This window comes from Terriglobales bacterium, assembly GCA_035567895.1.
GTDB lineage: Bacteria > Acidobacteriota > Terriglobia > Terriglobales > Acidobacteriaceae > Gp1-AA112.
In genome coordinates this window covers 1-22,276 of the sequence record DATMPC010000117.1, presented here as the reverse complement: position 1 = coordinate 22,276, position 22,276 = coordinate 1, and the positions used below count along the sequence as shown (strand labels likewise).

The 22,276-nt window shown below is 55.8% G+C and carries 19 protein-coding genes; 2 read left to right on the top strand and 17 right to left on the bottom strand.

Annotation, left to right across the window (positions count from 1 at the left end; translation table 11 throughout):
* Nucleotides 1–81: 81 nt before the first annotated feature.
* The 16 genes from tsaE to VNX88_25015 all read right to left on the bottom strand — a co-directional run bounded on the left by tsaE (nucleotide 82) and on the right by VNX88_25015 (nucleotide 18,980).
* Nucleotides 82–522: a tRNA (adenosine(37)-N6)-threonylcarbamoyltransferase complex ATPase subunit type 1 TsaE gene (gene tsaE / locus VNX88_25090; GenBank protein ID HWY71967.1), complete on the bottom strand. Its 441-nt coding sequence runs from the start codon at nucleotides 520–522 to the stop codon at nucleotides 82–84.
* On the bottom strand, nucleotides 519–2,096 hold the full coding sequence (locus VNX88_25085; GenBank protein HWY71966.1) for an NAD(P)H-hydrate dehydratase: 1,578 nt from the start codon (nucleotides 2,094–2,096) through the stop codon (nucleotides 519–521). Before VNX88_25085 ends, tsaE begins: the two co-directional genes overlap by 4 nt.
* Complete coding sequence (locus VNX88_25080; GenBank protein HWY71965.1) at nucleotides 2,093–3,124, bottom strand: potassium channel protein; 1,032 nt, start codon at nucleotides 3,122–3,124, stop codon at nucleotides 2,093–2,095. Before VNX88_25080 ends, VNX88_25085 begins: the two co-directional genes overlap by 4 nt.
* A 148-nt stretch (nucleotides 3,125–3,272) precedes the next feature.
* The gene (locus VNX88_25075; GenBank protein HWY71964.1) at nucleotides 3,273–4,829 is read right to left on the bottom strand and encodes an amino acid permease; all 1,557 of its coding nucleotides are present in this window, start codon (nucleotides 4,827–4,829) and stop codon (nucleotides 3,273–3,275) included.
* Nucleotides 4,830–4,843: 14 nt separating this feature from the next.
* On the bottom strand, nucleotides 4,844–6,409 hold the full coding sequence (locus tag VNX88_25070; GenBank protein HWY71963.1) for an amino acid permease: 1,566 nt from the start codon (nucleotides 6,407–6,409) through the stop codon (nucleotides 4,844–4,846).
* A 12-nt stretch (nucleotides 6,410–6,421) separates the two neighbouring features.
* Nucleotides 6,422–7,072, bottom strand: coding sequence for a thiamine phosphate synthase (gene thiE, locus VNX88_25065; GenBank protein HWY71962.1), 651 nt, complete (start codon nucleotides 7,070–7,072; stop codon nucleotides 6,422–6,424).
* 15 nt (nucleotides 7,073–7,087) lie between these two features.
* The gene (accC, locus tag VNX88_25060) at nucleotides 7,088–8,452 is read right to left on the bottom strand and encodes an acetyl-CoA carboxylase biotin carboxylase subunit (GenBank protein HWY71961.1); all 1,365 of its coding nucleotides are present in this window, start codon (nucleotides 8,450–8,452) and stop codon (nucleotides 7,088–7,090) included.
* Between the two features lie 24 nt (nucleotides 8,453–8,476).
* Complete coding sequence (accB, locus tag VNX88_25055; protein HWY71960.1) at nucleotides 8,477–8,953, bottom strand: acetyl-CoA carboxylase biotin carboxyl carrier protein; 477 nt, start codon at nucleotides 8,951–8,953, stop codon at nucleotides 8,477–8,479.
* Between the two features lie 22 nt (nucleotides 8,954–8,975).
* Complete coding sequence (locus VNX88_25050) at nucleotides 8,976–10,079, bottom strand: Xaa-Pro peptidase family protein (GenBank protein ID HWY71959.1); 1,104 nt, start codon at nucleotides 10,077–10,079, stop codon at nucleotides 8,976–8,978.
* Between the two features lie 88 nt (nucleotides 10,080–10,167).
* The gene (gene pilQ, locus VNX88_25045) at nucleotides 10,168–12,615 is read right to left on the bottom strand and encodes a type IV pilus secretin PilQ (GenBank protein HWY71958.1); all 2,448 of its coding nucleotides are present in this window, start codon (nucleotides 12,613–12,615) and stop codon (nucleotides 10,168–10,170) included.
* A 314-nt stretch (nucleotides 12,616–12,929) separates the two neighbouring features.
* Nucleotides 12,930–13,619 carry a hypothetical protein gene (locus VNX88_25040; protein HWY71957.1) on the bottom strand — a complete coding sequence of 230 codons (690 nt, stop codon included), beginning with the start codon at nucleotides 13,617–13,619 and terminating at the stop codon, nucleotides 12,930–12,932.
* Between the two features lie 13 nt (nucleotides 13,620–13,632).
* Nucleotides 13,633–14,298, bottom strand: a complete 666-nt coding sequence (gene pilO, locus VNX88_25035) for a type 4a pilus biogenesis protein PilO (GenBank protein ID HWY71956.1) — start codon at nucleotides 14,296–14,298, stop codon at nucleotides 13,633–13,635.
* A 15-nt stretch (nucleotides 14,299–14,313) separates the two neighbouring features.
* Complete coding sequence (locus tag VNX88_25030) at nucleotides 14,314–14,877, bottom strand: PilN domain-containing protein (protein ID HWY71955.1); 564 nt, start codon at nucleotides 14,875–14,877, stop codon at nucleotides 14,314–14,316.
* Between the two features lie 50 nt (nucleotides 14,878–14,927).
* A complete protein-coding gene (pilM, locus tag VNX88_25025) occupies nucleotides 14,928–15,977 on the bottom strand; it encodes a type IV pilus assembly protein PilM (protein ID HWY71954.1) in 1,050 nt (349 codons plus the stop codon).
* Nucleotides 15,978–15,988: 11 nt separating this feature from the next.
* Entirely contained in the window at nucleotides 15,989–16,228 is a 240-nt protein-coding gene (locus VNX88_25020; GenBank protein HWY71953.1) for a helix-turn-helix domain-containing protein, read from the bottom strand.
* Between the two features lie 631 nt (nucleotides 16,229–16,859).
* Nucleotides 16,860–18,980: a penicillin acylase family protein gene (locus VNX88_25015; GenBank protein HWY71952.1), complete on the bottom strand. Its 2,121-nt coding sequence runs from the start codon at nucleotides 18,978–18,980 to the stop codon at nucleotides 16,860–16,862.
* Nucleotides 18,981–19,413: 433 nt separating this feature from the next.
* On the opposite strand from VNX88_25015, the gene VNX88_25010 reads away from it, so the two are divergent.
* Together VNX88_25010 and VNX88_25005 are read left to right on the top strand one after the other, a co-directional pair.
* A complete protein-coding gene (locus VNX88_25010) occupies nucleotides 19,414–19,770 on the top strand; it encodes a metalloregulator ArsR/SmtB family transcription factor (protein HWY71951.1) in 357 nt (118 codons plus the stop codon).
* 17 nt (nucleotides 19,771–19,787) lie between these two features.
* Nucleotides 19,788–20,291 carry an SRPBCC family protein gene (locus tag VNX88_25005; GenBank protein ID HWY71950.1) on the top strand — a complete coding sequence of 168 codons (504 nt, stop codon included), beginning with the start codon at nucleotides 19,788–19,790 and terminating at the stop codon, nucleotides 20,289–20,291.
* A gap of 138 nt (nucleotides 20,292–20,429) precedes the next feature.
* Here the strand turns inward: VNX88_25005 and VNX88_25000 are convergent.
* On the bottom strand, nucleotides 20,430–22,276 hold a 1,847-nt coding region (locus tag VNX88_25000), incomplete at its 5' end, for an ABC transporter permease (protein ID HWY71949.1).

The following is a 22,276-nucleotide window of genomic DNA, read 5'->3' as shown; positions in this document are numbered from 1 at the left end:
CGCCGCGGCAGACCCTCGGCCGTGGCTCCGCCCAAAGTCGACACACACGAGAGCGCCTGTGCCTTGGAGAATCGAATCGACCTACTTTCGCGAACGATAGATAATTCTTCTGTCACTCTCGCCTGTTCTCGTAATCGATATTTCCCCGTCGCTCTGAGCCGTGATTTGCTGAAACTTCTCTCCCCATTCCACTAGTAAGATGCTTCCGAGTTCGGCGCGAAGGTCGTCGATGCCCAACGTTAACAGTTCGCGCTCTGTGTCGATTCGGTATAAATCGATATGAAAAATTGTGATGGCCGGCCCGCGGTATTCGTGGACCAACGTGAAAGTTGGGCTGGTGACATCTTCCTGAGGAGCGGCGGCAAAGCCTTCAGCGACGCCCTTTATCAATGTTGTTTTTCCAGCCCCTAGATCACCACGCAAAATAACCATCTGACCGGCCTCGAGATACTGCGTGAGCTGGTGTCCAACGGCAATGGTTTCTTCCGGAGAATGACTGTGCAACTCTTGATTTGCCTTCACCAGAGCGGCTCTCCGCGTTGGATCAACATGAATTCATCTGCGGGCTTTCGAGCGATGCGAAGAGCGGCAGGCAGGGCGCCTATTACGTCGCTGGCGAGCATGGTTTCCTCAGTTTGAGCGGAGAGCGCAGCATCTGCGGCCAAGCCGTGCAGGTAAACTCCCGCTCGGGCAGCATCGACGATGTGATCTGAATGCTGGGCGATTAGACCAGCAATAATTCCGGTTAACGCGTCGCCACTTCCACCTTTCGCCAGTCCCGGATTCCCGGTGGTGTTCACCCAGATGTTGCCTTCGCCATCGGCGATGAGTGTCCGCCAACCTTTGAGCACTAAGATGACGCGATGTTCGCGTGCGAATTTCCGCGCAACATCAATGCGATTGGCTTCGACTTCCTTGACCGTGCTTCCGGTCAGGCGCGCCATCTCGCCCGGGTGCGGTGTGAGCACGAGGAGCCGTTTGCTGCCATCGAGGAGCCTGCTCTCGCGTTCGAATGCATTTAGCGCATCGGCGTCGAGCACTAATGGAAGCGGGCAGTGCGCAACGAAGCCACGAACCGCTCGCACTGTTTCCGCATCTCGACCTAATCCAGGGCCAACCGCCACCACATTCTTGCGTTGGAGAAGGAGCTTCGATTCAGCTTCATCGAGAGCCCGTTCTGAAATTGTTCCGGCCGCATTCTCGTCCAGTGGCTCGGTCATCAGTTCCGGAATGGCTCCGGCCACAATTGGTTGAACGCTCCTGGGCACGGCACAGGTTACAAGCCCAGCGCCGATTCGTAAAGCTGCCGTCGATGCCATCGTCGGAGCCCCCGACTTTCCGAGCGAACCGCCGACGATCAGCACGTGGCCGTAGAGTCCCTTATTGGAATTAAGTTTCCGCGGCCTGCGCAGAAGCGTCGGCACTTCGTTCCACTCCAAACCAAGCTTCGAGACGATGGCTTCGTCGGGTGAGCCAATTCTCGCGACCACGATTGGGCCGCGCGTGAGCGCAGAGAAAACGATGCCCGGCTTCAATGCGGTGAAGGTTACGATCGCACTGCTGCGGCAAGAGCCGGGTTGATCCACGTTGAATGAATCGGCATCAGCGCCGGAAGGGATATCGACCGAGATCACTGCAGCGCTGGACTTCCCGATCAGCTCGATCGCATGGTTCGCAAGCTCGGGCAGGGGAGGACGAAAGCCTGTGCCAAAGATCGCATCGAGCAGCAAGTCCGTTTCGCTGAAGAGGCTGTTGTTCGCATCGAGCATTGCCGTCGAGTTGGCAATTGTTGGCGATAAGGGCAGTCGTTTCAGATTCTCGCGTGCATCTCCTTTTACATCGTTGGGCTCAGCCAGCAGCACGACTCGAACATCCCGTCCAGCTTCATGTAGCTTCCGCGCAGCGACGAATCCATCACCACCGTTGTTTCCCTTGCCGCATACGACAGTAATTCGCTTTGCTTGCGGGTACTGTTGCAACACAAATCGCGCAACCCCGCCACCCGCATTCTCCATGAGGGTTAAGGAAGGGACGCCGTATTTCTCAGTGGTGATGCGATCGATCTCCCGCATTTCAGCGGCTGTAACGATTTTCATTGGGGATTGCCGGCGGCCAGCTCGAGGTTGGACATGCTTGCGGGTTCCCCCATGGCGATCAGGTAATCGCCCGCTCGGATCTCATCACGGGCTCTTGGATTAAATGAAGTGTTGCCGTCTGAATGTTTGATGGCGAGGATGATGATGCCGTAATCGCGATGGATTCCCGACTCCCCGACTGTTATTCCCGCCAGGGGAGAGCGAGGTGCAACCGCGATTTCTTCGATCACCATTTCGTGCCCACCGTCGCGCCCTGTAGTAAGGGTGAGGAAATCGACAACGTTGGGACGCAGCAGACCCTGCGCGATCTGATGCCCGGCGAACGCGTACGGCGAGATTACAGAATTGGCGCCCGCCTTGGTAAGGTGCTTGCCGGATTCCTCCTCGCTGGCCCGCGCGATGATCTTCAATTTTCCATTCAGGCTGCGCGCATTCAGAACGATGAATATGTTGCTGGCATCGGTTGTAGTTGCAGCCACGAGCCCCGCAGCCTGATCGATGCGCGCTGCGATTAGCGTGCTCTCCTGCGTGGCATCTCCGAACATAGTTAGCCATTCGGGAGGGAAACCTTCGGCCTTTGCCTGATCCTTCTCGATGATCAGGAATGGGACGGGCTTGCGGGCAAGCTCGCGAGCCGTGCTGCGGCCCACGCGTCCGGCGCCACAGATGATGTAGTGTCCGGAAAGACGAGCGATTTGCCGTTCCACTCTGCGCCTGCCGAAGAATTGAAGAAGCTCGAATTCTAGCAGAGCTTGGGTGAGTGTCCCGATGCCGAGAGCGACAAGCACCGCTCCGCAGCTGATTAGAGCAATCGTGAACTCACGACCCGTTGGGCTAAGCGGATGGACCTCTCCATATCCGATGGAACTGAAGGTGATCACAACCATGTACAAGCTATCAAGCCAACTCCAGCCTTCGATGGAGCGATAACCGATGGTTCCAATTGCGGAAACCAGTAATAGAGCAACGCCGATCCATAGCAGTCTGCGAAATGCATGAAGCGGATTTCTGGCAAGTGAGAGCGCCATCGCGGAGGAATTCTATAGGAGGACGAGAATGCAGCGGAGGATGGGAGGATTGCGTGATTTCGCGATTTGGTGATTTCGCGATCACAAATCACCCGATCACGAAATCACCCGATTGAGGATGATACCAAGCCTGAAGTATTTCTTGCGTTTACCGCGTTGGTTCGAGTACTGCTTCTGGATGCCCCTGCTGCACCTTGCTGTGATGGCGGCCATAGGTGAAGTAAATGACCATGCCGATCGCCAGCCACACGACCAGGCGAATCCAGGTGTCATGTGGAAGCGCGAGCATAAGCCCGAGAGCCAGAACGATGGCCATAATCGGCACGAACGGGACCCACGGAGTGCGGAACGGCCGGTGAAGATCAGGACGACGTTTCCGGAGGATCATCACACCAACACTGACGATCACGAATGCGAGCAGAGTACCGATCGAGACGAGCTGCCCGAGAATGCCGATAGGAACAACGCTCGTGAAAACGCCAACAAACAATCCCATGATGATTGTGCTTTTCCACGGCGTGCGAAAACGTGGATGGATTTCGCCAGCCCATTTCCAAAGTAATCCATCGCGTGACATTGAGTAGAAGACTCGCGTCTGTCCCAGCATCATGACCAGCATGACGGTACTCAGTCCGGCGATCGCTCCGGCATTCACCAGGATGCTGCCCCATCTGAGCCCGATCTGCTGCATTGCCAAAGACACGGGGGCTGCGACGTTGAGCGATGGATAGTGCACGACGCCGGTGAGCAGACCTGCGACCACGATATAGAGGAAAGTGCAAATCAGGAGCGACCCCATGATGCCGATCGGCATGTCTCGCTGCGGGTTGCGCGCTTCTTGCGCAGCAGTAGAAACGGCGTCAAAGCCAATGTATGCGAAGAAGACGACTGAGGCTCCGCGGGCTATGCCCGACCATCCGTGGGATCCGAATGATCCGGTGTTCAGGGGGATAAACGGAGTCCAATTTGCGCGCGCTTGCGCCGGATGTGCGATTACCCAACTGGCAGCTACCGCGATAAAAATCACAACGGCCACGAGTTTGATGAACACAATGGTTGTGTTGAAGTTGGCAGACTCCTTGATGCCGACAACCAGGATGACGGTAATCATCATGATCCCAAGGAATGCGATCAGATTGAAGATGCCTACTTCATGGGGCAAGGCCGCCAGTTGAGACGGACTCAACCCGACTAGGGAGGGCGCTCCGGCCGCTTGCCAGGCGTTATTGACAAAGTACAGATCGGTTCCCGGCGTAGCGGTCAAACGAGGCGGTAGGTTGATCCCGAAGCTCTGCAAAAAGAAGATGATGGTGCCTGCCCAGCCCGACGCAACGGTCGCCGCGCCAAAAGCATATTCAAGGATCAGGTCCCAGCCGATGATCCAGGCAAAGAACTCGCCGAGCGTCGCGTAGCCGTATGTGTATGCCGATCCCGCGATGGGAATGAGCGAAGCGAACTCCGCATAGCAAAGTCCGGCAAAGACGCAGCCTAGGCCGGCAAGCACATAAGAGAGAGTGATAGCTGGTCCCGCATACTGTGCGGCAGCATTTCCGGTGAGCACGAAGATTCCGGCTCCGATGATGGCGCCGATGCCGAGAGTAACGAGGTTGACCGGACCCAGCGCGCGTTTCAGGCTGTGCTCGCCAGTTTCCTGAGCCTCATTCATTAGGACACTTAGGGGCTTTGTCGCCAGCAAATTGGCCATGCGGTTCGTATCTCCTATGGATTTAGAGCAGCACTTTCTTGGACGGATTCAACCTGTGCATTTCGCGACCAGAACAGATAGACAGGAATTCCGAGCAGCACAATGATCAATCCTGGCCAAGTGTATTGCGGTTTGTAGCGGAGTAGCACAATCTCGATGAATGTTGCCATCACAATGTAAATCGCGGGCAACACAGGATACCCGAAAGCACGGTAGGGGCGCGGAACATCGGGCCGGGTTCGCCGCAGAACGAACAGCCCGCCAATGGTCAGAATATAGAAGATGATGACTGCAAACATTGTCAGGTCGAGCAACTGCCCGTAGCTGCCCGAGAGACAGAGAACGCAAGTCCAGAGCGCTTGAACGATCAGCGAGACTGCAGGCGTCTTGTAGGCGGGATGGAGCTTACCGACGGAGCGGAAGAAAAGGCCGTCCTTGGCCATGGCGTAGTAGATACGTGCGCCCGCAAGGATCAGTCCGTTGTTACAGCCAAAGGTGGAGATCAGGATTGCGATCGCCATCAGTACGGCTCCTGATGCTCCGAAGGCCTGCTGCATCACGGCAGTGCCTACTCTGTCGTCGGCCGCGTACTGAATTCCTCGCGCCAGCACCGTAGTGCCATGCGCATCCCCGTGCAGCGGCAGTACCATCAAATAGACGAAGTTCGCTGCGATATACAGCAGGGTTACAAGCCCGGTTCCGATTGCAAGAGACAGGGGAAGGTTGCGGCGTGGATTCTCAACTTCCGCGGCAGTGAAAGTGACGTTATTCCATGCGTCGGAAGAAAAGAGCGATCCCACTTGCGCGACGGCCACGATCGTAAGTAGTCCTACTAGAGCTATTGGGCCGCCAACTCCGACCTGCACTGGATGAAGTACGCTGAATGACGCATTTTGCCAGAAGTGTCCGAAGTTCTGACGAATGGCTTCAGCGTTGCTGCCGAGGATTGCGCCAACGAGAACGAGTCCGAACAGTGCGGCGGTCTTGGAAAACGTAAAAATGTTCTGGACGATCGCGCCAGTTTTGACACCAAGCACATTCACTGCGGTGAGAAGCAGGACCATTGCGATGGCCACAAGGTTCTGACTGTTCAAGCCAACGTCCATGTTGCCGAGCGCCAGCGGACCGACCTTCCACAGAGGAACGTGTCCGATGTGCCAAAGCCATTTGTCTGAGGAAATAGCAGGGAACAATACCCCTAGAAACTTTCCGAACGCCACGCCGACCGCGGCAATAGTGCCGGTTTGAATTACGGCAAACATCGACCAGCCGTAGAGAAATCCCCAGAGCGGCCCTAGAGACTCGCGCAGAAACACGTACTGCCCACCCGCCTTCGGCATCATGGCCGCGAGCTCGCCATAGGTCAATGCGCCAACGACAGTCATGAATCCTGTCACTACCCAAGCGAGAATCAGCAGCGCAGGCGAATCGACCAGGCGTGCAATGTCGGCGGAGACGATGAAGATGCCTGAGCCGATCATCGAGCCGACAACGAGGGTCGTTGCGCTGGTGAGATTGAGGCCTTGAACAAACTCGGCGGATTTGGAGGCGAGAACGCGGACCTGAGTTTGTGTAGTCACTGCCTGATAGTTTTACCCCAATTTAGCCATTTTGAGCAGGAATTGCGCAGTCACTTTGTGGGGATTAGATAGCAACTCGCCGATTACGGCCACGGAGTCGGCTCCTGCTTCGATGACAGACTGGCAGTTCTGGAGAGTAATTCCGCCGATGGCTATCAGCGGCTTGCGAGTGCTGGCGCGGGCTTGGCGAACGCCTTCTAATCCTATTGTTGGGTCAGGCTTATTCTTGGAGGTAGTAGTGAAAACTGGTCCGACGGCCAAGTAGTTCGCCGAGGTTTGTTGCGCGACAGCAAGTTGTTCCACGTTATGCGTTGAGATGCCCAGTATTCTCTGATTTCCAATAATTCGCCGAGCTGCTTCAGGAGGAATGTCGTCCTGTCCAACATGAACTCCATTTGCTTGCGCGGCAATGGCGAGGTCTGCGCGGTCGTTCAGAATCAAAACGACTTCATTCGGGAGTACACGCCGCAGCTCACGAGCCCATCGAAGAATTTCTTTTGCGGACGCATTCTTCTCCCTTAGCTGCAGCAGCGTTGCTCCTCCAGCGAACAGTTCGCGGGCAAACTCGCAGCTCTCAGCCAGGGTGCCCGAACCAATAAGCGAAGGTACAAGAATGGGATAGAGGCGTGGCAGCGCGAAGGCGGGCTTTGGAATGACCGTCAAAAGTACTATTCGGCGCTATCGGCCGGTTCCGTTCCTACTCTTCTCCAGGAAGCGTTCCATGAACTTGGTGTCAAATTCGGCGGCGCGAAAATCTGCATTTTCCATAATTCGCCGATGTAAGGGAATGGTCGTGTGGATCCCTTCAACAATGAACATCTCCAGAGCGCGCGACATTCTCGCGATTGCCTCCTCACGGTCTCTGCCGTGAGTTATCAGTTTCGCGATTAAAGAATCGTAGTAAGGCGGAATCACGCCCTCAGTGTATGCAGCAGTATCTACACGAACGCCAGTGCCACCGGGAGTGTTAAAAGCAGTAATTTTTCCGGCCGACGGGGTGAACTTCTCCGGATGCTCAGCGTTAATGCGGCACTCGATCGAATGTCCGCGCATTTCAATCGGAGCGGTGATGATGTTGCCCAGCTTCTCGTCTGCGGCGATTCGTATCTGTGCCTTCACTAGATCCACTCCGGTAACCATCTCTGTAACCGGATGTTCCACTTGAATGCGCGTATTCATTTCGATGAAGTGGAGACTACCGTCTTCGTCCATTAGGAACTCTATGGTGCCGGCGTTCTGGTATCCAATATCGGCCAGCGAGGACTCTAGTTTTTCCCCAATCTCTTTACGCATTTTGGGAGTCACACGTGTTGACGGCGATTCCTCCAGCAGCTTCTGATGACGGCGCTGAATGCTGCATTCGCGTTCGCCAAGCGTTATGACTTTGCCGTGCTGATCCGCCAGGATCTGGAACTCGATGTGGCGGGGCCGCTCGATGAACTTCTCCATGTATAAGTCGCCGTTGCCGAATGCGGCTGCCGCCTCCGAGTGTGCTGCCTGGTAGAGTTTCGGCAGCTCGTCGCCACTGCGAATGACGCGCATTCCTCTACCGCCGCCACCGGCCGAGGCTTTGAGAATCACTGGATAGCCGACCTGCTTTGCCCATTCCAGACCCTCTTCTTCGCTCTGAATCACTCCTTCCGATCCAGGAAGAATGGGGACTCCGGCTTTTTTCATGGCAACGCGCGCTTTCTCTTTTTCACCCATCAGGCGCGTGACTTCGGGAGGCGGGCCTATGAATTTAATGTGCGAGGTTTCGCACACTTCGGCAAAGTTCGCGTTTTCGCTTAGGAGTCCGTATCCCGGATGGATGGCATCGACATTTGCGATTTCGGCAGCGCTAATGACTGCAGGAATATTCAGGTAGCTTTCCGCCGAACGTGGCGGACCGATACAGATAGCTTCATCTGCAAAGCGAACCGGCAGGGAATTACGGTCGGCTTCGCTATAGACCGCGACGGTCCGTACTCCGAGTTCCTTGCAGGCACAGATGACGCGAAGAGCGATCTCTCCGCGATTGGCAATCAGGATCTTATTGAACATGCTAAGACTGCAGGCCTCGTCCGATTAGTGCGGGCGGATGCTGAACAGCGGTTGTCCGTACTCCACTGGCTGTCCGTTATTGACCAAGCGTTTTACCATCTCACCGCCAATGTCGGCCTCGATCTCGTTCATGAGCTTCATTGCTTCGATAATGCAAAGCACTTGTCCTGCTTCGACCGTATCCCCTGGCTTCACGAAGGGCGGTGAGCCAGGTGACGGAGACTCATAGAAGGTTCCCACAATGGGAGACTTAACTACGTGTAGTCCTTCGTCGGCGGCCGCAGATGTCTTTGGCGCTCCCGACGCTTCAGTTGGAGCTTGCGCTGGAAGGCTTGACAGCTGCGCAGTCGTAACTGGAGCGGCTTGAACTGGGACCGCAGGTGCTGCCGCCAGGACTCCGCGTTTAATGCGGACCTTTACATCGCCGCGTTCTAGTTCAAATTCCGCAATGTCCTGCTCTTTGAGGAACTCGATCAGCTCTCTAAGCTCTTTTTGATTCATTTGATCTCGTGGGGAATTGGGCTCAGCGGATTACGAGTTCTTTTGATGTCGGAGTGAGCACTTCACAGCCTTTGTCGGTAACCAAAACCATGTCTTCGATTCGCACGCCTCCCTTGCCCGGAACATAAACGCCTGGCTCGATAGTTACTACCATTCCGGTTTCCAGTATCCGTGTCTCTCCCTTGGCTAATCGGGGAGACTCGTGAATCTCAATTCCGACTCCGTGACCCAGCGAGTGGGTGAAATACCTGTCCAGCTTGCGCTTGCGCAACACGCTCCGGGCAGCGGCATCAACCTGTTGAGCCTCTGTTCCGGAGCGCACGGCAGCAATCCCGGAGAGCTGTGCTTCAAGGACCGCAGAATACAATTCTCGCATTGCCCGGTCCACGCGACCGACCCACACAGTGCGAGTCATGTCTGAGCAATAACCGCCGAGTATAACACCATAGTCGAGGACGACGAATCCGCGTCCGATCTTCTCCGAAGTCGGTCGCGCGTGCGGTAAAGCGGACCGAGTACCCGATGCAACGATGGTGTCGAAACTCATTTTTTCCGCGCCAGACATGCGCGCCAGGTAATCGAGTTCAGCGGCGACGGCATTCTCGGTTACTTGTGGCTCGATTGCCCGCAATACATCGGGAAATACGCTCGAAGCGAGATCAGCGGCTTGGCGGATTTGGTCGATCTCCTCTTTATCCTTTCTGATCCTGAGATGTTCTACCGCACCGGCGATCGGGATCAGCCGGAGTCGGGATCTGGGAATGGCTTGTTCCAACTCAGATGCAAGACGCGCCTGCATTGCCAGGGTCATGTAATCACGTTCGATGGCGATGCGGACTACTCCCCGGCTCCGTTTGAGTTTGCTGCCGATCGATCGCGCGGCATGCGCAAGGGGAGGCAGCGCGTCCACCCGTACCGCCGCGCCTTTAACCTGCCTTTTCGCCTGCTCTGTGTAACGGCCATCAGTGAACAGCTCCCAGACCCCTCGAGAGAATGCGAGAATGCCGGAACTTCCGCTAAATCCACACAGATATCGAATATTGGCAAGGTGCGTAACGAAGGCTGCATCGAGCCGGTCGAACTCGAATTTGGTTTGAAGGCTCTTCAGACGAGAAAGATAATTCATGTAGTTCCGGGACGCTGTCCTACAAAAAACTTTGGGCCTCCAGTACTACTGTACCGGAGGCCCTCGCGAACCGTTTAGCTACCCAGGTTTAGGACTGAACGATTCTTGGCGTAATGAAGAAGATCAGCTCCTGGGTTGAGGTGCTGACCGCCCTCCGTTTAAACAGATTTCCTAAAATTGGAACATCTCCGAGTAGCGGAACCTGTTGGCGCGAGATGTTATCCGTTGTCTGAATCACGCCGCCGATGACCACAGTTCCACCGTCAGATACGAGTACTTGGGTTGTTGCTTGCTGCGTCAGCAGTTGCGGATTGCCACCCACTTGGGTTCCGAAGTCTGGTGTAGTGTTCTCTACATCTACATTCAGGAAGATCGTGTTTTCAGACGTAATTTGCGGCTGGACCTGCAGTCGGAGAAATGCGTCAATGTACGTCGTAGTAGGCGGTCCGCCTAACTGCGCCGCAGTGACTACCGGAATGCGAACGCCCTGCCGCACTAACGCCTGAATGTTGTTCTGAGTTACCACTCTCGGACGCGAGAGGATCTTGATCAGTCCTCGATTCTCTGCGGCCGTGAGAATCACATCGAGCCGATAGTTGTTGGTAGCGTTGAGGAAACTGAGACCGCTCGTCGGGCCGATAGCCGGGAAATTGCTGAACAGCGGAATCTGGTTGCTGCCCACAGTAATGTATTGAGGGGCCGTAGCTGCTGCGTTCTGGATTGGCGAGGTTCCGACTGCTCCCGCTCCCCCGACCGCGCTGTTCTTGTTTCCAAAGCCAAAGCCGAGCTGTGTGCCAATGTCGCGAGCGAAACTCCGGGTCGCAGCGACGACGCGAGCTTCGATCTCAACCTGTTGAGTCTTACGATCCAGCTCCTTCACCAAACGATCAAGCCCGGGAATGACGCTTGGAATGTCCTGGACGATCAATGAATTGGTACGATCATCTGCAATGATGTTGCCGCGCTTAGATAGAAATGCCTTCAAGGTTGGCACAACGTTTTTTGCCGATGCATAGCTGAGGTAGCGCGTAACCGTGACACGATCGACAGCCAGCGCCTGAGCTTCCTCGGTAGCTCGGATAGCATCAGCCTCCCTGCGCAATGTATCGGGAAGGGCGATGCGGAGCACATTGCCATTCAACTGGCATTGCAGTGAGTTGTTCTGCAGCACAATAGCGAGCGCCTGATCCCACGGTACATCGTCAAGTACGATCGTCAAGTTTCCAGTAACGCCGGGATCGAGAACGACATTCAGCCCGCTGATTTCATGAATGAGGCGAAAAAAGTCTTTGAGATCGACATCCTTGAGATTCACTGAGATTGGTTCGCCGGTGTAGCGTCCCGTATTGCAGTTCGCAGTTGCCGTTACTGCATTGAGAGCCTGAGCGTTTCCAGCAGACTGTGCGGCCTGCATCATTGCTGCCTGGACAACCTGTGGCTTCATGGCCGCTTGAGTTGGACCCAACGACAGCGGAATCTCGACTGGAGGCGCCGCGCCCAGAGTTTTAGCTGCCTCGGAAGCGCGTTCGGCGGCCGTCTTCTCCTGTTGTGCTTGCTGCTCCCTGGTCACTTCATGATATTGCGGTTCCACCACAATAAAGTCGCGGGCCGGAGCTTTGGATGCCTGTGCAGAAGTTGTTATCGTCGAGCGCTCAGAAGACAATTTCGCAGAGGGCGGGATAGATGGCGCACTAGGCGTGCCGCTTGCTGCCAATGAGGTCCCACGACTCGCCAGAGGGCGAAGTTTCACAACCACTTTGTTGTTCACGCTTGCAACCTGAAAATCCTGCGGCGCTTTCAGATCAAGTACCACCCGCGTCATCGGAGGTTGCGCCTGGTATTGCGACATGCGAACCATGTCTACATCTGCGGCATGCACAGGTATGTTATGAGGCCGTGATTCCGGCAAGGCATTTGGCAAGTCTATGACTAACCGATCCGGCGATTTAAGCGTCAGGGTTCTTGGACTGATGGTCCCGGTTGCCCGAATCTCCACATTGGTTCCCTCGTGCCCGCGAACCACAGAGATACCCCGTACACGTACCACTTGTGCGCTAGCCGGGAGAGCAGAAGGAGTAATCGCGGGAGAGTGCGTGAATGCTGGTACGGCGCTTGGAGAGGTTTTGGCTATAGTCGGCAGCGCTTGCGAGTCAGTGCTTACCGCTACCAGCACAGCATTCGATTCACTCGATAGTCGAACATTCGCATGTGATGCAAGGGTCAACTCAACTCTTGCGATCTGACTTCCGTTGGCTGCTTTGTATGAGTGAACCTGGTAGGAGGTTACTCCGGGAACGTTCACGGTGTGAGTATTCGAGTCCAGTGTGCCGACATCCACTCCAGGAAAGTCAACCAACAATAGATTGTCGACTGGTCTGTATTCGTTATGAGTAAGAGTGCCATTCGCGTGAATGGTTATGGTGGCAGCGTTGCCTTTGCCCTGCACAGTGATATCCGTCAACTGCGAATCGGCAGTGGCAAGCGCGGTCAATAAGAGGACCGCCAGCCCGACACCCAGAAGTTGCTTGAGCCTCATCTCGTCTCTCCTCACGGTTCAGCATCTCTGCCGGAACGCGCCGCAACGTGAAAGGTCCGCGGTGAAGTTACACCAACGGAGCCTAACCGCCGCTTTGGAATTTGCCCACCGCAATCGATCTCGCCGAGCGCGGTTACTACATCCCAGGAACCTGGTCGGATTCCGCCCAGTAACGAATTACGACAACTGCTTTGAAACCTTTCGTGAACCTGTTCGGATGTTCACGAAGATCCCGTGTTTACTAACTGGGTTCGTCTTCCAAGCCCGCACGGGGACATGGAATCACTCTTACATACTTGATGCCTACCCGCTTACTAAACTGCGGGGGCAGAAACTTTCTTGACAACCTCCTTGGAAACTGGCCTTCCGAGGATGTCGTTGCTCTGTTCCCTAAAGACGACGCTGTCGCCAGTAATCTTCACAACGCTGCCGTTGAACAAGGAATCGTTTTCATGAAGCACGTAAGGACGCTTCGAGATGTTCTCGACAAGGGCGAAATTCCCTGTCCTCATTTGCACGATGCCCTTGAGCACAAGCTGGTCAACCATCAGACAACGCTTTCCCGTCGTGCAGCCCGCGCCCGGGCCGCGCTCCGCTGCTGCCGCAAGCGGACTCACGAAAGGATCACGCCCCCCTGGGCTGGGAAGCTTTTTCGGTGGGATCTGTGCCACCTCGGGAGCAGCTTCCTTTTTTACCTCCGCTGGCTTGGCAGTTTCCTTTGTTGGAGCAGCTTTAGCCTGTACAGGAGCGGCTTGCTTCGGAGTTGCTTTGTTCGAGCCAGGTTGGGCCTTCGCTTGCGGCTTCACCGGTAGTTTGGTGGAAGATTCCGGGGCCTTCGCCTTGGGCTTGAACGGGTTTTTAGCTGGAGTTTTCGATGTTGTTGAATCTTTCTTGGCCTGCGCTTGAGGAGGATTCTGTTTCACTGTCTGGGATGCAGGTGCTGTTTGCGCAGCGACCGCTCCTGCCAGAAGGGCAGTCGCAAAAATGTAAGCTCTGACTTTCATGTGCCTCCTCTCGTTAGCTCGCGTTCTTCGTCGGCGGTTGCCCAGGAGCGGTCGCCGTGGTTGTCGGGACCGGCTTGGCTGTGACTTGTGTGCTGAAGAAAGTCTTTGCCGTGCAAGCAACGGTTACGGTTTCGCCTGGGAGGTAGTCATACTTGCGGCGCACACTGGACGGAGCTTTGCTTCCGATTCCGGACATCCGTAGATTCTCGACGTTTATGATTCGTTCACTGGTCCCCACTCTCTCGAAAAAATTAAGCATTGAGAAGTACGGTCCATCGATTTCAAGATCGAATGGAACTTCGCTGTAGTACTGTTTCTGGGCAACCGGTTTGGCAACGTAGCTGCGAATTGAAACGCCGGCCTGTTGAGCATTCTGTTGCAGATCTCGCATGAACTGGTCCGCTGTCTTTTCATCCGGAACGATTTGCTTTTGCCGTTCCATCTGTCGTTGTAATGATTCGATTTGCAACTCAATCTCCTTGAGCTGCGATTCGTAAGGTTTCATGCGGGCGTTTTCCGCCTGCAGCGCCTTCAATCGTGCCATCGATGCATCGTTCGCTGCGCGCATTGCCGCGAAGCCAGGGACTGGACCATACCAGGCGCCCGCAAAGATCGCGGCGCCAACCACGGCGAATATTGCGAAGCGCGCTATGAATGGAAGCTCGTTAAATTTACTCATGGTAGTTCTCCGTGCTTACGACTTCTTTCCCGATGCTGTTGGTGGTTGCTTCTGGCACGTCAGGCTGAAGTTAAATGCCTGTATTTTCTTCTCCGTTTCGTCCTGGTAGGTTTCCTTGATCTCCACGGACTTGAAGTAGCCGGTTTTCATAAGGTTGGTCATCAGGTTCGCGACTGCGTTTGAACTCAGCGCCGTACCGTCCACGTTCACGTTTGGTCCGGCATCGTTCATGGCAATGAGCCACACCTCATCAGTGTTGTTGACTGTGCTGCTGACCATCGTGAGTAGATCGACAGGACCAGACTGATTGGCGCGCAGAGTGTCAATCATTCTCACTCGCGCTTCGTACTCGTCTCTGACCGCCTGCCGCTGTTCGAAGCGAGCCTTGGTTTGGGCCAGGGATTGGGCTTCACGTTGAGCCGCATCCATCTGCTTCTTGATGTCGAGCGCCTGGTTGTTCAGTTGATTCTGGTACCACCAAATGCCGCCCGCCGTGATGGCAAGGACAATGATGGCTGCCAGTGCATTCGAGGAATTCGGCGAGCCACTGCTTTCGAATTCGATGGCTGTGGTTGCCATCGCGGAACGCCTGCTCTTCGGTTTGGATTTCCCAAGAAGGTTTATGCGAATCATAGCGACTCAAAACTCCTGAGGGCGAGTCCCACGGCTACGGCGAGTTGCCCCGCGTTCTGTCCAACAAGATCACCAGCTCCATTCGCCTGAATGCGCTGGAAAGGATTGAGAATCTCCACTGGCATCGAAAACTCTTGACGCAGCGCTTCCGTGAGGCCGGGAACTGCGGACGAGCCGCCTGCTAGATAGATTTTCTCGATGTGCTGTCCCGCGGCGGTCGCTCGGAAGAAGTCAAACGTCTTCTGGATTTCCAGAACGATGATCTCCGTCACCTGCTTTAGGATCGGCAGCTTCGCATCGGGACTTACTTTCCCGTTCGTCTCTCCCATCTTCAAAGCCTCAGCATCGTCAAAGCTCAGATCGAGTTCTTTCTGCAGCGAGTCGGTGTACTGATTACCGCCAACGCTGACGTCGCGCGTAAACAGCGGCGTGCTGCCCTTGACGATGTTGATGTTCATCACGCTCGCGCCAAGATTCAGCAGGGCTACTGTAGATGTGGGGGAGGGCTCGTAGTTATATTCGTAGCAGTTCTGCAGTGCGAACGCATCGATGTCGACCACTTCGGGAATCTTGCCGGCCAGCGAGAGGACGTTCGTGTAATTGAGGATCTTGTCCTTCTTTACCGCGGCGAGCAGAACATCCATGTGCGGCTCATTTGGATCTTCCGTGAGCACTTGGTAGTCGATATTTACGTCGTTCATGTCGAACGGGATGTACTGCGCGGCTTCCGTCTGCAGGAGTTCGGGAACCTCGTTCTCCGGCACCGTCTGCATCGAGATCTTTTTTACGATCACGGAGTGACCGCTCACCGCTGTCGCTACCAGCTTCGAGCCAAACTTGCGCTCTGAAAAGAGCTTGGAAATGGCACTGGAGACGCTGCCGGAGTCGACGATCATGGAGTCAACCACGATGTCGGAGCCCAGCCGTTCCACGCCCAGATGGGCCACCTGGATTTCGCCCTTGACCTTCTTCAGTTCAACGGCCTTAATGCTGCTGGAGCCAATGTCCAGCCCAACCACTGATTTCGACGATCCAAATCCGAACATGCTTAGCCTCGCTATTGACCGATGGCGGCCCGTGCGGCCCGCGGTCGCTTCTTAGTGCTCTTTGCTTCCCCAACTGAGCTCTTCTCTTCCATCCACTGGTCGAGGATGGTTTTCTTGAACTTCCAGCGGTTGCCCAGTTTGAAAGCCGGGATTTTCTCTTCGTAAACGTATTTGTAGAGCGTGTCGGGACTGACGCCCAGGTACTGCGACGCCTGGCGGATATTCATCACTTCACGCGAATCTGCGCCCATAATGCCTAGACCTTTCCACGAATGTTGCTTCCCTGAATCGAACTCCACGGGAATTGCCTCATCTGACTGGGGCCTGAAGAGGAAGAGCCCTCTGCTTTCTCGGGGGGAAACTTAAGGTAGGCGTGTTATACCCCGGTTACTCCGGGGTGTGTCAAGGGAGAGTTCCGGGTTTCTTCCGGGTTTTGCCCCCTTTTCTTCCGATTTTCGTACATGTACCTTGGTACTCCCTGCGACATGCTGTGCCAAACGTTCACGTGGATCGCAATACCTTGTGGTGTTGATGCAGATTGGACTGAAAGAAGACCGAGCCCTTTCGTAAGTCAGCCCTAAAACGCCCCGTTTGCATCCCCTTAGGGCACAGAGAATAGGGTAACGGCGATCAGGGTTCAGTACCGGCGGTAGCCGCTGGGTGCGGTGAGTGCGCGAAAGAGGCTTGAGCCCTCGATTGAAAGACCGCCGACGGTACTGCAACGGATCGACCTGGCCCACTCGGAGAAGACACGCACCAGAGACCCACCGTGTGGCACGGCCGCCCTCGGCTGTGTGACGTGCCCCGTCTCGCGGCACGAGAGTCGATCGGGATACCGCTTTGTTACTCAACACTTGGGGGGAAGACAGCTACAACTAGCGCTCAAAACCTAAGCTCCTCCCTCTGCGTCACATGTTTCTCCAGCTCTGCGCGATTCGCGAAATAAGTCGACTCAAGCTTGCTCTTGCTGAAGAGCTTTTCTGCCTGATCGTCCCAATGTTCCGATTCAGGATGGTCGCTTTCGCCTAGCGGCATGGCCATGTACGACTGCGGTGGCTTCGTCAGAATCACGATCTGCGTTGCGGACTGGCCGTCGACACCCACCATTTCCTTCCCTGCTTTGAGGAAATGGATCGCGCGTGGAGTCGCCATCGCAGCTTCGTTCAATGTTCCGCCGCTGACCGGCCAGGTGCGCGAGCCGCCCTTTCTCCCAACTCGGAACAGGGTGCCGAATGCCGCATCCGGCGCAAAGTCGGCCTTCAGACGCTGATCCGCTTTTGCGAGCGCGTCCCTGACCGCGTCATCGCTCAGAGTGTCCGGCGGATCCACGGCCCGACCATCGACGCCCAAGGCTGTCTTGAAGAGATAGAAGCCCAGCGCTGCGTGCGAATCCGCGTCACTGCGGCGGTCCCACGTGGCGAGCATCTTGCCGAATGCGCTTTCCGGAGCCGCCTTCCGGATTCTCTCTTGCCAAAGCTCCGCGTGCCACACTTGGGGTGAGAGCGCGATCGCGGTCGCCTGTTCCAGCGTTGCATTCTTGGTTGCATCCAGCAGATCCAACACCATTGCTGGACGCTGAAGGGGCACACGCCGCGAGTCGTTGTAGAGATATGGATGCTCGCTCCATTTTTCCGGCGCCAGAGGAGAGTCCTTCATCATCGTCAACGGTGGAGCATTGCAGTTCTGCATGTAGCCTTGCGGAGGATTCGTAATCTGCACCAGGTCGTCGAAGGCATGGATTCCCTGCCATTCGCACTCGCCTGTGGATCCCGGCATTGGCTTGGACGGGTCGCACGCCTTTGGCCGGACGGGAACGCGCCCAGTGCGAACGTAATAAATATCGCCGTCGACCGTGCCAATCATCACGTTCTGGGGCATTAACTGTAGTTCTGCCAGCGCATTCTTCGCCTCGGCCAGATTGCGTGCCGTCATAATCCGCCATAACTCATCCGGAAGCTTGTACTCTTCGGCATAAGGAATCGCCGCGGAATAAGCCTTCCCATTCTTGTGCGCGACGATTGGTCCATGGTGGGTGGACTCGATCCGCATCTCCTGCCACTTGACCGAGTCTCCCACCTTCACGCCGATGCGCTCGGTACGCACATCCAACCGCCGCCACTCATCTTTGAATCTGTACTTGCCGTCCTTGACTTCTTCCTCGTACGCATCCGACGTGTCCGGACCGCCCGTAGTCATGGCAATCGAAAGATAACGACTGTGTCCCAAAACGGGAAACGGAAGTCCTATAATCGCCGCACCCGCAGCGTTCAACTCTCCGCCATAGATCCGCATCTCGTACCAGCGGCGCTCGCCGTACCAGCTCACGTGCGGATCGACGATGGCGATTGGGACATGCATCGCGGTCCGCGATGGACCGAGTATCATCTCGTTCGATCCACGATATGGCCCGGTGCGATCGGGCTCGATGCCTGCTCGCTTCAAATCAGCCCGCGCCTCGTCTTCCGGCCACGCCCAGATGATGTAGCGACTCAAAGCAACGATCTGCCACGGTTCCAGTTTGGGAGCCCAGGCGGGCACCTGCTCAGGATGCTCGCTCATGAACTTCTTCACCCCAGCCTGAAACGCCTCGCACACAGCACGCAACTGCGGATCCAGATCCCTGTAGTGCCGTTGCGCAACGTCACGGTGTCGCCACACCCGCTGCCAATAATCCTGCGAGACATACTCCTCCCCGAAAGCCTCAGCCATGGTGCCCTCAGCCCTGCGGTAATTGCGCAACAATTCTTCCAGACGGTCTTCAGCCTGCGCATAACCGGATCCAAATGCAGCCGCAGCCGAAGTAGCCGCGAAAATATGCGGGACTCCGTACTCGTCGCGCAGGATTTCCACCTTCTCGTCGCCGCGGATTGGTAGCGGCAGAAGAGCAAACACTACCAGCACGCAAAACACGATCGCCGCAATCCTCCACCAGGTAGTCCCGCGAACCAATTCTGTGTAGTCTTCCCTGTCCCCAATAACCTGTTGCCTGATTTTCTGTTCCATGCAGCGATTCATTCTGGGAGTATAGCGAGACAGCACTCGATGTTCGGAGTTGTATGTGACATACGCGAAGCAGGATAAGACTAGGCACGACGACTTGGCTGGCCGGCATCGTGGCATCGTCAACACGTTCGATCTCAAGGGTGGCTCGGCCTCTTTGGCAGTCTTACCGTCGCACCGGGCACACCATGTGGACCGACTTGCATTTAGGGAACTAGCGGGGCCCTGAAAAGGCGAACACGAAGGTCACGAAGTCGAAAAAAGAGGTCACGGAGGAGACTCAGCCCCCGTGACCTTCTTTTGTTCCTTCGTGACCTTTCGTGTTCGCCTTTTCGGCGGCAGGACCTCGCAGGAACCCCACCTTCCATTCGGTTGAAAAATCAGCTTGACAGAGATCTTGCCGAACCTTTAATATACCATCTAGTTATACAACCACATGGTTATTAACTTGGAAGCAAGCCAACTCGATGCCATCTTCGGGGCTCTGGCTGATCCGACTCGGCGCGCCATCCTCGCCCGCTTGGCGTTGGGAGAGGCCGCGGTGAACGAACTCGCCGAACCGTTTTCGATGACGCAACCTGCTATCTCAAAGCACCTGAAGGTGTTGGAGCGTGCTGGCCTGATTTCTAGAGATCGCGATGCTCAACGCCGGCCAAGCCGACTTGAGCCCGAGCGACTCGCGAAGGCCAGCGCGTGGCTTGAGCAATATCGCCAATTCTGGGAGACATCGTTTGCCCGGCTTGACCATGTTCTCGAGGAGCTAAAGACCCAAGAAAAATCCAAGAAACTTTAAACGACAAAGGAGCGAATATGCGGTTTTATCCCGAGAGTTTCAAACTATCCACACCCAGCGACCGGGAGATTGCGATCGAACGTGATTTCAATGCCCCACGCGCGGTGGTTTTTGATGCGTTCACCAAGCCGGAATTGGTCCGGCGCTGGCTTCTTGGCCCAGAAGGCTGGACCATGCCGGTTTGCGAGATCGACCTGAGGGTCGGAGGTAGCTACCGCTACGTTTGGCGCAAGGAATCAGCGGGTACTGAAATGGGAATGGGCGGCGTGTTCCGCGAAGTCGTTACTCCCAAACAACTGGTTGCAACTGAGAAATTCGACGACGCGTGGTATCCGGGTGAGGCCGTCGACACGACGGTGTTCGAAGACAAGGGAGAGGTCACGAAAGTGAAACTCACGGTGCTCTACCAATCGAAAGAAGCACGCGACGCCGCGACTCGGTCCGGTATGGAACACGGCATGGTGGCAGGCTACAACAGGCTTGAAGAACTGCTGGCTTCAATGAGTGTAAAGGCGTCGTAGAGAGAAGACCGGACAAAAGATGGGGTACCTGGCCCGGACTCGCGAACGCCGCGCGCGAGCGGGCCACTTCTCTTGGGGACTTCCAAGTGAACCGAGAAGGGATTTTCGGTTTCTTCCTGTCCGGCGAACTCTCGGGAACTATTCATAGCGCAGCGTCACGAGAGGATCCACTTTCGTTGCTCGCCGGGCAGGCAGATATGAGGCCAAAAGCGCGATGGAAGCTAATAAGATGCTGACTGCCCCGATCGTCGGTGCGTCGAACGGCTTTGTTTCGAAGAGCATCTTTTCCATGAAATTCGTGAGGCAAAGCGAGCCTAGGATGCCGGCGCTTAATCCTGCTGCAGTTAGTATCGCGCCTCGTTGGAGCACCATACTTAGCACGACGTGCTTAGAAGCGCCCAGCGCCAGACGAATTCCAATCTCTCGCGTTCGTTGCGCGACTGAGTAAGCCATCACGCCGTACAGGCCGACTGCCGTTAACAACAGTGCGATTCCGCCAAAGACACTAAGGAGCAGCGTCTGAAATTTTGCTTCGCCAATATCGAGTGCGAGCAGGTCTTCCATGGTGCGGACATTGAACAGCGGAGCTTCCCGATCCATATCCGCGAGCGTTTTGCGCACGTCTTCCGCGCTGCCGAGCGGATCGCCGGTCGTGCGGATCACCAGGCTGGGAGGGGACCAGATCATTTGCGATAGCGGAACGTAATATGCAGCGCGCGGGCTCCTGGTGAGGGTTCCAGTGCGCACGTTTCCAACGACGCCTACGACCTCACGTTCTTTTGTCCGGCCTTTGCCGTCTCCCGCTCCGATTTTGATGTGACGTCCGATTGGGTCCTGATTCGGAAAAAACTTCTCTGCGAATGCCTGATTAACAATCATCGTTTGCACCGCATTGCGCTGGTCGCGGTCGTCGAAAAAGCGTCCGCGAAGCAGCGGGATCTGCATTGCCTCGAATAATCCGGGCGCCGCAATATAAAAACCCGCTGAGGGCTGCTCCGATTCTGACAGCGGATGATCCACCAGATCGAATGAGATGGTCCAGTCATCGTCGCTGAGTGGTAGCGGCATTGCCGCACCGGTAGCGTTCACCCCGGGCAGGTTGCGCAAGCGGCGCAGCAACTCCTGGTAAAACCGATCCTGTTGATCGGAGTTGTAGCGTGTCTGCGAAAGATCAAAGTTCACAGTTAAGACATGCGATGGATTAAAGCCAAGGTCCACATGCGAGAGGCGATAGAGGCTGCGGATGAGCAGTCCGGCTCCGATCAGCAGCATCAACCCAAGCGCGGTTTGAGAGACGACCAACACCGATCGGAAGCGATTGTGCTGTGAGCCGCTCGAGCTCCGTATGCCTGCCTGCATTGCCTCGACCAAATTGGGACGAGCGGCGCGTATCGCGGGCACGAGTCCAAACAGCACCGCGCTTACGAGCGCGAGAACCGTGGTGAATAGAAGCACCCGCATATCGATCGAAACGTTCTGCAGACGCGGCAAGTTGCTCGGATAAAACTTAACCAACGCTGTGAGCGCCCACCTTGCCAAGAGTGTTCCGGCTGCGGCGCCGGTTAGCGCCAGAGCGACCGATTCTGTCATGAGTTGCAGCACAAGGCGGCTCATGCTTGCACCCAGCGCCGAACGGATGGCAATTTCCTTTGCGCGCGCTGTGCTCCGGGCCAACAGCAGGTTGGCGACATTCGCACATGCAATCAACAAAACTAAACCCACTGCCATTAGCAAAAGCTTTAGCGCCCGCGCGCTATCTCCGACCAAGTACTCCACCAGTGGCCGTGCCCGCATTTGTCCGTTGTTCTTATTCGAATTCGGATACTGTACAGATAAAGCTTGCGCGATGTTAGTTACGTCGGCTGTCGCTTGGACCTTGGTTACGCCCGCCTTGAGGCGTCCGATTACCTCGAGGAAGTGGGCTCCTCGCTGCTCAGTCATGACAGATTCTCCCGGCTCATCCGGCTCCGAGAGCTTGGAGAAAG